Here is an 11,591-nt window from a genome sequence, read left to right as displayed (position 1 = left end):
TAAACGCTTCGTCGTCTTATGGTTCGCCTAGCCGTTTACCCAGATCACCCGATTGAAGTAGTGCTGAGAATATTGTCGGATCCACTGGGGAATGGTCGACATGTCGAAGGCCATCCAAACCTTGGCCTTTTCCCCCGAGCTCACGAGGCCCTGCTCCGTCAAGGTTTTGCGCACCTTGGCGTCCAGGTCTTCCAGCTCTGGAGCCGACAGGGTGATGGCCCGGTTGGATGCGACCCATTCCCGCCCATTGTGGGTCAGGGAGAATTGGATGGTTTTCATGATCGCCTCAATGGAAAATCGAAGTGGGAACGATAAGCAGCCCGATGATGAGTGCGACTGCCGCAATGGCAAACGACCACAATACCAGTTTGGTTTCGATGGGCGCCCATTCTTCCGCCCCGGCCAACACGTCCTCGGCTTCCAGGGCCGATCCGGTGAGGGACCCGGTCCCTGCGCTCTTGTCCATGGGATCTTTCGTTCCGGTTTGTGCCATGGTTCGACCTCCTTTTCTGAATGTTGTTGAATCCGATGACTCACCTCATTGCCTGCCCCCCGCCTTGTGGCAGCGCCCCAACAGACGGGTTTCGGCCATCCCGCCTGTGATGGAAACAGCCCATGTCCTGCCTGTTGGGCCCGGTTGAAGGCTCGGGGCGTCCCCCAGGGTTCTAGCCCTGGTCTGGATCCGGAACATGGGCCGAGACCCGGCCCGGATCTGCAAATGGGCAAAGAAAATGCCAGAAAAGGGGGCATGGGCAGGAATCTTGCAAACGGCTGTTTTTGTGTGAGAAAAAGAACGGAAGGTCCCATGCCCTGGGACGGGGACCCACGGGAAAGTGCCTCCGGGCGTTGGCACTGCCTCCGAGAGTTGACACCTCAGGTGCTTCCATCTTTTCTGCGGCCTGCGTTCGCTATAGAATCCCGCGCGGACTTGCGGTGGGGGTGGTCCTGGCGGTGGACGGGCCGTTGGGGTTCTCGGTAAGAAGGGCGTGCGCCCTGGGGGAAGGGGCGGACGGATGGTGCCGGAGGGATCGACCACGGCCGTGATCCCAATCGCCCGCAAGACGGCTCCTGTGGAAAGCCCCTGGGGCCGTGTCAGACAGCCTTCCAGCTCAGGAGTGGCCCATGAACAGTCCCGAACATCATGAAACGAGCGGTCGCTCGGTCTCCAGGCGTTGGTCGCTGAGTATCCAACAAAAGTTTCTGATCGGCACAGCGCTGATCCTGCTTGTCTTCTGCGTGCTGTTAGCCGCGCTTCTCTATGTCCAGGAAAAGAACTTGCTGGCGGAGACGGCCTACAACAAGTCCGAAATGGTGATGGCGGCCGTGGAGGCCAACCGCAATTACGTTCGCCACGTTCTCCGGCCCAAGATGTATGAGGTCCTGGGTGAGGATGCCTTCGTCCTGGAGGCCATGTCCACCTCCTACGTGAGTCGGGCGGTGATGGACCGGTTCCGGAAGACGCTTCCCGAATATGCCTATCGGCGAGTGGCGATTAATGCCCGGAATCCCAGCAGCGAAGCCAATCCGTTGGAACGAGAGATGATCCGCTATTTCGAAACGGACCGTTCCCGAACGGAGTGGCACGGAATCGTCAAGTTGAACGGGATCTCCTACTTTTACCGCTTCAAGCCGGTCTACTTTCAGGAGAGCTGCATGCACTGTCACGGGGACCCATCCCAGGCCCCCCAGGCCCTTGTGGACCGCTACGGGAAGGACCGGGGTTTTGGAAGAGAGCCGGGGGACGTGGCGGGTGTGACGGGAGTGGGAATCCCGGTGGAAGTGGCCATGGCCAAGATCAAGGGCATGGCCTTGTCCGTCGGCATGGTGGGCTCTGTTTGTGTGGCGCTGCTCTATGCCGTGCTGAGTTTCTTTTTCAACCGGGTGGTGGTCCACAACCTGAAAGACCTTCTGGGTATCTTCCAGCGGGGGCTGTGGACCGACGCGGAACAGAGGGAATTGGCTCAATCCATGGAGACCCGCGATGAGATCCAGGAACTGACCATCCTGGCCCGGACCATGGTGGGCCGTCTCAACGAAGCCCGGCGCCGCCTGGAACTCCACTCCGAAAACCTGGAGAGCATGGTGGCTGATCGGACTCGGGCTTTGCAACGATCCCAGGAAAGGCTCCGCCGGCAGGTCATCCAACGGAACCGGGAGTTGAAGACGCTCAACAGCATCGCCGAAATGACCACCCAGGCCAGGCGTTTGAGTGATATTTTGCCGGAGGTGCTGGAAAGGACCCTGGAGATCGTTCCGGCCCACGGGGCCGCCATCTACCTGCTCAAGGAAAACCCGGACCGCCTGGAGCTTCAGATTGCCAACAATGTGGACGATCCCCTTCCGGTCCTGCAATTTGACGCCGATCGATGCGCGCTGATTTTGGAAGAAGACCACCCGGACTATCCCACATCGCTCAATGAGGCCGCCTGCGGTCAGGTGAGCTTTTGCGAGGAGGCGGAGGGGGCGGCCCACCTCAACATTCCCCTGTGCTGCCGAGGCCGGGTGCTGGGCGTCATGACCTTCCACCAGGTGGATCTGGATGGTGTGAAGCCCGAAATGCAGGAGCTGCTCTTTTCCATCGGCCGCCAGATCGGAGTGGCCCTGGAAAGCCTGAACAACCTGGAAAAACTGCTGCAGAGCAAGGAGCTTTTGCAGACGGTGGTGGACGGCATCACGGATATGCTCGTGCTGCTGGACCGGGAAGGGCGTATCCGCATGGTGAACAAGGCCTTTCTCCAGCGGTTCGGCTTGGACATGGAGCAGGTGACGGGCCGGCGGTGCACGGAGGTGCACGTGGAGGGAGGGTGTGCCTTTTCCCCAAGCAGTCTGGAGGAGGTGCTTCGCACCGGCACACCCAAAACGGAGGAGGCTCACAACCGGCAAGGGGAGGTGTACCTGATCCACCTCTATCCCGTTTTGGACGAATCGGGGCGAGTGGATGGGCTGATCCAGTATGCCAAGGACATCACGCATCAGAAACGGGTGGAGCAAAAGATCCAACAGACGGAACGGCTTGTGGCCCTGGGCCAGCTCACGGCGGGATTGGCCCACGAACTCAACAACCCGCTGGGCGTGATACTCTGCTACACGGACCTTTTGAAGCGGCAGATGGCCGACTTTCCCATGGGGCTCAAGGACGTGGGAATCATCGAAAAACATGCCCTCAATTGCCAGAGGATCCTTTCCGATCTGCTCAAGTTCGCCCGGGGCCAGGCCGGCACCGAGCCCCGGCCCGCTTCCCTGAACCAGGTGGTGGAAGAAGTGGTTCAGATGATGGGCCACCAGTTTCGAAAGCGGGGGATCCGGGTGGAGCTCCACCTGGCCGACGATCTGCCGGAAATCCCTCTGGATGTGGAACGGATCAAGCAAGTTGTGGTCAATCTGCTCATGAACGCCCGCCAGGCCGTGAACGGTCGTGGGCTGGTGCGCGTTACCACCCGTCGCGATGGGGATGACCTGGAAATGCGCGTTTGGGACGATGGCCCTGGCATCGACCCGGCCATTCGGGACAAGATCTTCGATCCTTTCTTTTCCACCAAGAGTCCCGGGGAGGGAACGGGCCTGGGCCTTTCGGTGAGTTATGGGATCGTGCAGGACCACGGGGGAGACATCTCCGTGGAGAGTGAACCGGGACAGTGGACGGAATTCATGGTGCGCCTGCCGCGGGAAAGGAAGCCATCATGAGCAACGTGCACAAGGCGAGACTGCTCATTGTGGACGACGAAGAGGATATGCTGACGGGCCTTCAGCGCCTTCTGGGCTACGAGATGCCCCACGTGACGGTGGAGACCACGTGTCGCCCCTCGGAGGCCGTCGCACAAGTGGACGCGGAACTCTACGATGTGGTGCTTTTGGATATTCGCATGCCGGAAATGGACGGCCTGGAGGTCTTGCAGGCGCTTCGCCAAAAGGACCCGTGGCTCACGGTGGTCATGATGACCGCTTATGGAACCATCGAAGTGGCGGTGGAGGCCATCAAGAAGGGGGCTTACGATTTCGTCACCAAGCCCTTCGACAGGCAGGCCCTGATCCGCGTTTTGGAAAAGGCCATCGAGCGGAATCGCCTGATCCGGGAAAACCTCAACTTGCGGCGGCGGGCAGAAGAAAAGCCGCCTCTTGGGCAGTTCGTGGGCCAGTCGGTCCCCATGAGGCGTCTGTACGAGCGCTTTCAGGCCGTGGCCCGCACCGACTACGCGGTCTTGATCCGGGGAGAAAGCGGCACGGGAAAGGAGCTGGTGGCCCAGGCCGTGCACAGCCTGAGCCGACGTCGCCGGCGCCCGCTCATCTCCATCAACTGTCCGGCCATCCCGGAACATCTGCTGGAAAGCGAGCTCTTCGGCCATAAGAAAGGTGCCTTTACCGGGGCGGACCGGGATCATCGGGGCATCTTCGAAGAGGCCCACGGCGGAACGCTCTTCCTGGACGAAATCGCCGACATCCCGGTGAGCGTGCAGACCAAGCTGTTGCGTGCCCTTCAGGAGGGCGAGATCAGGCCCCTGGGGGACGTGAAGGCCAAGCAGGTGGACGTTCGCATCCTGTCGTCCACCAACCAGGATCTGGAGCAAAAGATCCGGGAGCGCACTTTTCGTGAAGATCTCTTCTACCGCCTGAACGTGGTGACGATCCAAACGCCGGCGCTTCGCCAGATCCGGGAGGACATCCCGCTGCTGGCCACCCACTTCGTGCGCATGGCCTGCGATGAAATGGGCGTTGCGATGAAGCGCTTTTCCGAAAACGCTCTGGAGGCGCTCATGGAAAGGGATTGGCCGGGCAACATCCGCCAGTTGCAAAACGTGGTGCGCCAGGCGGTCATGTTTTCTCCTGAAGACGTGATTCGATACGAGGACTTGCGACGGCTGGACGCGGCCTCCGAAGGCTGCCACGGCCAAAGAACGGACGCCTTGGAACCGGACGACGGGCGGTTCATGCCCTACAAGGACGCCAAGGAACGGGTTGTGGAAAAGTTCACCGTCCGGTACGTGAGGGATGTGCTGGAACGCACGGAGGGCAACGTATCGCGGGCGGCGGAGATGAGCGGGCTCACCCGGGCCGCCCTTCAGAAGATCATGCGCCGGTACGGGATCCGCTCCGAAGACTACCGCGCCCTTTCCAGCCACTCGCGGGCGTGATCCAGCGTCTTTTCCGTGATGGTGACGCCTCCCAGCATGCGCGCCAGCTCCTCCACCCGTGCCCGGTCGTCCAGGCGGGTGACCGAGGTGCGGGTGGAGTCCGCATCGCTTTCCTTGTGGACACGGAAATGGTGACGGCCGAAGCAGGCGATCTGGGGTAGGTGCGTGATGCACTGCCTATTGAAAAAAGACCGGCAGGGCGGAGATGGTGTGGAGACCAAGCCCTTCGGGGGCACCCCCAGTCTTGGGAGCGACCTTACCCGCGGTGCTTTAAAATCAGGCCGACGGCGAGAGGATGGCTTCCTCCGGCCCCTAGCTCAAGGATGCCAAGCGCTGTTCACTGCCTCGGACTCCACCATCACACCTTCCGTGCCGTCCAGGTGCACCTTGGCCGCCATTGGAAGGGGTGAAGAGGCTTTCGGTTACGGACTCAATCCATGGTGACGCCGAAGACGGAAACATCATATCTGTGGAACAGGCTGTCGCGGGTGACGATGCACAATCTTTCCAGTTGAGCCTGGGCGATCATCATTCTGTTAAAGGGGTCGCGATGGTGCATTGGGAGAGCGCCAACCGCATAAGCATGATCAGCGGTGATGGGCAAAAGCTCGAAGCCCTGATCTTTGAGGACGGGGTAAAAATCAGCTGGAATTTCCAGTTTTCCAAGCGCCTGTTTGATCCGTATTTCCCAGATCGCGGCAGCACTCACAACGACAAGGTTATCGGGATCTGCGATAGCGTTTCGTTCGGCATCGGATAGGGAAGGGTTGTCGTCCAGCCACCACAGAAGCACATGCGTATCAAGAGCAGATTCATTGGTTCACCATGCCGAAGGCTTCGGCCATATCATCCGGGAGCACGTCGAAGTCATCCGCGATTTTAATCTTTTCCTTTAAGGCGCCGGGACGGCGCGGCTGGCGGCTTTTCTCATACTTTACAAGGCGGGCCACCGGCTTTCCGGCCTTGCCGATAATCACTTCTTCTCCGGCCATGACTTTTTCAACCAATGCCGACAACTGCGCCTTTGCCTTGGAAATATCGGTAATCTGCATCGCAAGACCTCCTGCTCCTTTATATAGCCTGACCAGACCAGACCACTTTGTCAAGCGGGTTTCATAATGATCAAATGATAGCGCTTGCGGATTCTGGCTATCACGTGGCGAACCCTCTTCTCGACCGTATTGTCGTTGTTGCTATGTGAATCTCCAAGGCGCCGCCGTGCCCCTGTTCACGGATTTCTCATCACGGATAATGTGCGCGTAATAGTTGCGTTGCCACACAACACCCCCCGATGTGCCCTGCCGGCCGTTGATACGCCGGGTAACGGCGGATTTGAACGCACGGATGATTGTGGGGATGGAACCGGGCAACGGTTTGCCGGATTGTTCCACGGTAGGGGCACGGCGCCGCCGTGCCCCTACATCTCGTTTTCCTCCTCTCTGTCTGTGCAGTTAACAGATTCAGAGGAAACTTCTAATTCCATCTGAAGTATAACACGATCTACCTTTTGGGTTAAAAGCATGCAGTATGTGTTGCATGAATAACTTCACTAGACCCTACCTTTAGCTCATTAGGTGGGTTGTTTTGCTGGCAAACCGCTCAGTTTAGGCAAAGCCGACTGTCCTCGGGACTCCGATGGTGTCTGGGGCGCTATGGCGCGATAAAAGGGTTGTGGAAAAGTTCACCGTCCGGTACGTGAGGGATGTGCTGGAACGCACGGAGGGCAACGTATCGCGGGCGGCGGAGATGAGCGGGCTCACCCGGGCCGCCCTTCAGAAGATCATGCGCCGGTACGGGATCCGCTCCGAAGACTATCGCGCCCTTTCCAGCCACTCGCGGGCGTGATCCAGCGTCTTTTCCGTGATGGTGACGCCTCCCAGCATGCGCGCCAGCTCCTCCACCCGTGCCCGGTCGTCCAGGCGGGTGACCGAGGTGCGGGTGGAGTCCGCATCGCTTTCCTTGTGGACACGGAAATGGTGACGGCCGAAGCAGGCGATCTGGGGTAGGTGCGTGATGCACAGGACCTGAAACCGTTCCGACAGCTGCTGGAGCTGACGTCCCACCAGCTCCGCCGTGCGTCCTCCGATGCCCGTATCCACCTCGTCGAAGACCAGCGTTTCCGCTTCCCCCTGGTGGCTGAGAAGCGTCTTCAAGGCCAGGAGAATCCGCGAGAGCTCGCCGCCGGAGGCCACTTTGGCCAGGGGCTTGAGGTCCTCACCCGGGTTGGCCGACAGAAGGAATTCCACCCGGTCCACGCCCCGGGCCGTGGCCGCCGTTTCCCATGCCTTCAGGTCCCGGTCGGGAGGCGGCTGGACGGCGGCCTGGAAACGGGCCCGAGGAAGGTCCAAACGGGCCAGAACCCGCTCCACATCCTCCTGGAGGCGTTCGGCCGCTTCTTTGCGTCTGTGGGAAAGCGCCCGAGCCAGCTCCCGGTAGGTGTGGAAGGCGGCGGCGATCTCCTTTTCCAGCTGCGACTCTTCCCATTCCACCTCCCCATCGGAGGCCAGTGCCTGGCGCAGTTCGTCTCGCTTTCGGATCATGTGCGCCACCGAGGGGCCGTACTTGTTGGCCAGGCGGCCCAGAACGGCCAGCCGATCTTCCACCTGCGCCAACCGCCCGGGGTCGAACCGAATGGAGGACAGCACCTCCTGGAGCCCGTGGCTGAGTTCTTCCATGTGGATGCGAGCCTGTTCCACGTATTCCTGAAGGCTTTTGCGGCTGGGGTCGATGTCCACGATGGTTTGCAGATGCCGGTCGGTTTCGTCCAGCCGCTCCAGAACCGCTCCCTGGTCCCGGTAAACAAGGCCGTAGGCGGCGGAAGCCGCTTCGTGGAGAGTTGCTGCATGTTTCAAAAGCCGTCGTTCCGCCTCCAGGGTCTCGTCTTCGCCTTCCTGAAGTTGGGCGGCTTCCAGTTCCTGGAGTTGGAAGCGCATGAAATCCAGTTGCTCTTGCCGTTGGCGCTTCATCTGGCGCAGCCGCTTCAGAGCCTCTCTCTTTGCGGCCCACCGCTGGAAGGCCTGGGCCACCTGGGCCGCATCGTCGCCCAATTCCCCGTAGCGGTCCAGGAGCTCCAGATGGACCTCTGGATCGAGCAGGGTCTGGTGTTCATGCTGGCCGGAGATGGAAATGAGGCCCTGGGCCAATCCCTGAAGCTGCTGGACGGTGGACAATTGACCGTTTATAAAGACACGGTTTCGACCGCTGCGTGTGATGGTGCGCTTGATGAGAAGTTCCGTGGCGGGTTCCAATCCTAGAGGTGCCAGACGGGAGCGCAGAACCTCGGGGCTGTCGAAGGTGAAGATGGCCTCCACCGTGGCTTCTTCAGCGCCCGTTCGGATCATCTCCTGGGAGGCCCGGCTTCCCAGAACCAGGTTGACGGCGCCCACCAGGATGGATTTGCCGGCCCCGGTCTCGCCCGTCAGAATGGTCAGCCCCGGGTCGAGGGAAAGGTGCAGGCGGCGGATGATGGCAAAGTTGTGGACGATCAATTCACTGAGCACGGTGGGAGCTCTCTTGAACGATGGGGAAAGACGTTTTCTCTCGCCTCAACATCTGCTAAGTTCACCTCTTTTGCTCAATCCACAGCAGCAACGCCGGAGAAAGGACGGATGTCATCATGGGCAACTGGCTGAAGAGAGTCAAGGAGCGATTCCTTCCGGCCCCCCAGGAAGGATCGAGCCTCAAGGAGGATCCCTTCGGTTTTTCCGTTCCGGGACGCCCCCAGTTCCTGCTTCGTCCCCTTTTTGAGAAGCTCATGGCCAAGACGGCCATCCCCCAGGACCAACAGGAGATGCTGGAATCCTTGGCACGGAAGGGGACCGTTGTCTATGCCCTCAAGTACCGGTCCCAACTGGACTTCGTCTATGTGAACCTGCGGCTGCACCAGCTGGGCCTTCCGGCCCCCACCTTCCTGTTCGATCTGCGTCCCTACTTCTGGCAGAAACGCTGGTACACCCTGAAGCTCATCGCGCACAATTTCGCCCGGTTTCTAACCCGGGACGGCATCCCGGACCCTTACACCTCGGGCCAGTATGAAAAGCTGGTGAGACAAGGCCGTTCGGGGATCTTCTTCCTTCTGGGCGAAAAGGGCTATTACCAGCGAACGGTCATGGTGCAAAACGACCCGCTGGAGCACCTTTTCGATATCCAGAAAAAGATGGATCGCCCCATCTACGTGGTGCCGCTCATTCTGCTCTACAGCCGGGATCCCGGCAAGCAGCGGCGGGGGTTGGGGGAGATTGTTTTTGGCAACCCGGAACGGCCGGGCCTTCTGAGGAAGCTGGTCTCCTTCATCCGGAGCTATTCCTACGCGGTCATGGAAATGGGAGAGCCGGTCAATCTGCAGGAGGTGCAAACGGAGCTCTCCGAGGATCTGTGGGAACGGCGAAAGCAGATCTTTGAACTTCGGCGCGGGCTCATTGAAAGCATCGACGAGGTGCGCCGAGCCATTGTGGGGCCCCAGCTCAAGACCAAACTGGAACTCAAGGAGATCATCCTCCACCATCCCAAGCTGGAAGCCTTCATGCGCCGCCGGGCCAAGTCTTCGGGCGAGCCCGTCTGGAAAATCCGAAAAGAGGCGGACGAATACCTGGAAGAGATCGCCGCCGATTACAGCTATACGCTGATCCAGATGGGCGAGAAGGTGCTCACCTGGATGTGGAACAACCTGTTCGACGGGATCGAGGTGGACATGGCGAGCCTTAACCGGGTGCGAAAGGCCGCGCGCCACAACACCCTCGTCTACGTGCCCTGCCACAAAAGCCACATCGACTACCTGATCCTGTCTTACATTCTCTTCACGAACAACCTCTATTCCCCCTTCATCGCCGCCGGAAAGAACCTTTCGTTCTGGCCCCTGGGGCCCATTTTCCGCCGCGGAGGCGCCTTTTTCATCCGGCGCACCTTCAAGGGCGCTCGGTTCTATGCCGAGGTCTTTTCCCTGTACGTCAAGACCATGGTGCAGTGCGGGCACAACATTGAGTTCTTCATTGAGGGAGGCAGGAGCCGCACGGGGAAGATGGTTCTGCCCAAGCTGGGACTCCTGTCCATCCTGATCCAGGCGGTCCAGGAAGGCTTCTGTGACGATCTGGTCTTCGTGCCCACGGCCATCTGCTACGATCGCATTCCAGAAGAAGAGGTGTACGTCCACGAGATCAAAGGAGGCGCCAAGCAGGATGAAAACCTGGGGCAACTGGTTCGGGCCCGCCGTTTTCTCAAGAAGCGATACGGCCGGGTGTATGTGCAGTTCGCCGAACCCATGTCGTTGCAGCGCTATCTGGAACGGAACCGCTACGACCTGGAAAAGATGAGCGGCAAACTCCGCCATGCCATGTACCGGGATTTTGCCTATCGGATCATTTCCGCCATCAACGACGCGTCCCTGGTGACTCCCCATGCCCTGGTGTCCGCGGCCCTCTTGTGCCGATCCCGGCGCGGGGTTTCCAAAGGGGAACTGCTCACCACGAGCCAAAGCTTCCTGCGGTATCTGGAACAGAACAACGTGCGTTTTTCCCGCACCTTCCGTCTTTCCGAGCAGGTGCTGGACGAGACCATCCGGGATCTGGTCAAGAGCAAGATGCTGGAGCGCCTGAAAGACGAGGACGACGATCTGGAAGATGAAGTCTACACCTTGGAGGATTCCAAGCGGCTGGCGCTTGAGTACTACAAGAACAATGTGATCCACTTCCTGCTGCCGGCGGCCTTTGTGTCCACGTCCATCCTGAGCCAGGAGACGTTCCGGTTCAGCCTGAGCCAGATCCTGGAAGACATGGCCTTCATGAAGGATCTGTTCAAGTATGAATTCGTCTACGACATGGACGTGAGGGATACCCAGCTGGGCAAACGCGTGCTGGACATCTTCGAACGGCTCGGATGGTTGCGCCACCTGGAGCCCGCCGAGGATCAGCCCTATCTGCTCACCCACCGCGGTCTCACGGCCGCTCACGCCTTGCATGGGCTCATACGAAACTTCTTCGAAACCTACTGGCTCGTGCTCCGGTGCATGCGCTACGTGGAAAAGAAGCCCTATACCGAAAAGGATTTCGTCAAGAAGATCCTGGCGGCCGGGGAAAAGAACCTGAAGCTGGAACTGATCGAAAGACCGGAATCGGTGTCCAAGATCGTCTGCCGAAACGCCATCACCTACTACGTGGAAAAAGGCCTGTTGGAGCGGCGCGTCCACGAGACGAAGGGGCGGGACAAGACGGTGGAAAAGTTTGAGTTTGTAGGGGATCGGCAGTTGGTGCAGTTTTATGGACGTCAGATCAGCCGCCTGATGCGCGCCCCGCATCTGGCCCTGCAATAGGGGACCGGGAGGCTCGGCATCTTCGGGGCCAGCCGTACCGGCAAGGAGAGCGCTCCAGGAGAGGATTCCTGCTGAAAGAAAACGTGCGTCCGCTCTTCGTCTGGGAGGCTATCCTGGAGCGCTGCCCAGGCCTTGCCGCAGTAGGGGCGGGTTCTGAA

The 11,591-nt window shown here is 59.8% G+C and carries 10 protein-coding genes; 4 read left to right on the top strand and 6 right to left on the bottom strand.

Features of this window, described 5'->3' with window-relative positions; genetic code table 11:
* Positions 1–27: 27 nt before the first annotated feature.
* Both B9A12_RS04760 and B9A12_RS04755 read right to left on the bottom strand, forming a co-directional pair.
* Complete coding sequence (locus B9A12_RS04760) at positions 28–279, bottom strand: DUF5395 family protein (RefSeq protein WP_084056735.1); 252 nt, start codon at positions 277–279, stop codon at positions 28–30.
* 7 nt (positions 280–286) lie between these two features.
* Positions 287–493 carry a hypothetical protein gene (locus B9A12_RS04755; RefSeq protein WP_084056734.1) on the bottom strand — a complete coding sequence of 69 codons (207 nt, stop codon included), beginning with the start codon at positions 491–493 and terminating at the stop codon, positions 287–289.
* Between the two features lie 629 nt (positions 494–1,122).
* On the opposite strand from B9A12_RS04755, the gene B9A12_RS04750 reads away from it, so the two are divergent.
* Positions 1,123–3,684 carry a c-type heme family protein gene (locus tag B9A12_RS04750; RefSeq protein WP_084056733.1) on the top strand — a complete coding sequence of 854 codons (2,562 nt, stop codon included), beginning with the start codon at positions 1,123–1,125 and terminating at the stop codon, positions 3,682–3,684.
* A complete protein-coding gene (locus B9A12_RS04745; protein WP_084056732.1) occupies positions 3,681–5,129 on the top strand; it encodes a sigma-54-dependent transcriptional regulator in 1,449 nt (482 codons plus the stop codon). Before B9A12_RS04750 ends, B9A12_RS04745 begins: the two co-directional genes overlap by 4 nt.
* Here the strand turns inward: B9A12_RS04745 and B9A12_RS04740 are convergent.
* The 3 genes from B9A12_RS04740 to B9A12_RS04730 all read right to left on the bottom strand — a co-directional run bounded on the left by B9A12_RS04740 (position 5,096) and on the right by B9A12_RS04730 (position 6,181).
* Positions 5,096–5,350 (bottom strand): hypothetical protein, encoded by a 255-nt coding sequence (locus B9A12_RS04740; RefSeq protein WP_139796490.1) that lies wholly within the window; start codon positions 5,348–5,350, stop codon positions 5,096–5,098. The two genes, B9A12_RS04745 and B9A12_RS04740, sit on opposite strands and share 34 nt — an antisense overlap.
* 209 nt (positions 5,351–5,559) lie before the next feature.
* Complete coding sequence (locus B9A12_RS17860; protein WP_084056730.1) at positions 5,560–5,922, bottom strand: PIN domain-containing protein; 363 nt, start codon at positions 5,920–5,922, stop codon at positions 5,560–5,562.
* 19 nt (positions 5,923–5,941) lie between these two features.
* Complete coding sequence (locus tag B9A12_RS04730) at positions 5,942–6,181, bottom strand: type II toxin-antitoxin system Phd/YefM family antitoxin (RefSeq protein WP_084056729.1); 240 nt, start codon at positions 6,179–6,181, stop codon at positions 5,942–5,944.
* Positions 6,182–6,800: 619 nt separating this feature from the next.
* Between B9A12_RS04730 and B9A12_RS04720 the strand changes: the two genes are divergently transcribed.
* Positions 6,801–6,974 carry a helix-turn-helix domain-containing protein gene (locus tag B9A12_RS04720; RefSeq protein WP_212636825.1) on the top strand — a complete coding sequence of 58 codons (174 nt, stop codon included), beginning with the start codon at positions 6,801–6,803 and terminating at the stop codon, positions 6,972–6,974.
* On the opposite strand, the gene recN is transcribed toward B9A12_RS04720, so the two are convergent.
* Positions 6,941–8,629, bottom strand: coding sequence for a DNA repair protein RecN (gene recN, locus B9A12_RS04715; protein WP_084056727.1), 1,689 nt, complete (start codon positions 8,627–8,629; stop codon positions 6,941–6,943). The two genes, B9A12_RS04720 and recN, sit on opposite strands and share 34 nt — an antisense overlap.
* A gap of 116 nt (positions 8,630–8,745) precedes the next feature.
* On the opposite strand from recN, the gene B9A12_RS04710 reads away from it, so the two are divergent.
* Complete coding sequence (locus B9A12_RS04710; RefSeq protein ID WP_084056726.1) at positions 8,746–11,433, top strand: 1-acyl-sn-glycerol-3-phosphate acyltransferase; 2,688 nt, start codon at positions 8,746–8,748, stop codon at positions 11,431–11,433.
* The last annotated feature ends 158 nt before the right edge of the window (positions 11,434–11,591 follow it).

This window comes from Desulfacinum hydrothermale DSM 13146 (assembly GCF_900176285.1).
GTDB lineage: Bacteria > Desulfobacterota > Syntrophobacteria > Syntrophobacterales > DSM-9756 > Desulfacinum > Desulfacinum hydrothermale.
Note: the sequence above shows the minus strand (reverse complement) of the source record. Positions and strands in the feature narration are given on the sequence as shown.

What these genes read in the sequence shown, in the direction of transcription:
- B9A12_RS04730 (WP_084056729.1), bottom strand. Translation starts at nt 6,181, where the DNA reads ATGCAGATTACCGATATTTCCAAGGCAAAGGCGCAGTTGTCGGCATTG.
- B9A12_RS04745 (WP_084056732.1), top strand. Translation starts at nt 3,681, where the DNA reads ATGAGCAACGTGCACAAGGCGAGACTGCTCATTGTGGACGACGAAGAG.
- B9A12_RS04750 (WP_084056733.1), top strand. Translation starts at nt 1,123, where the DNA reads ATGAACAGTCCCGAACATCATGAAACGAGCGGTCGCTCGGTCTCCAGG.
- B9A12_RS04710 (WP_084056726.1), top strand. Translation starts at nt 8,746, where the DNA reads ATGGGCAACTGGCTGAAGAGAGTCAAGGAGCGATTCCTTCCGGCCCCC.
- B9A12_RS04755 (WP_084056734.1), bottom strand. Translation starts at nt 493, where the DNA reads ATGGCACAAACCGGAACGAAAGATCCCATGGACAAGAGCGCAGGGACC.
- B9A12_RS04760 (WP_084056735.1), bottom strand. Translation starts at nt 279, where the DNA reads ATGAAAACCATCCAATTCTCCCTGACCCACAATGGGCGGGAATGGGTC.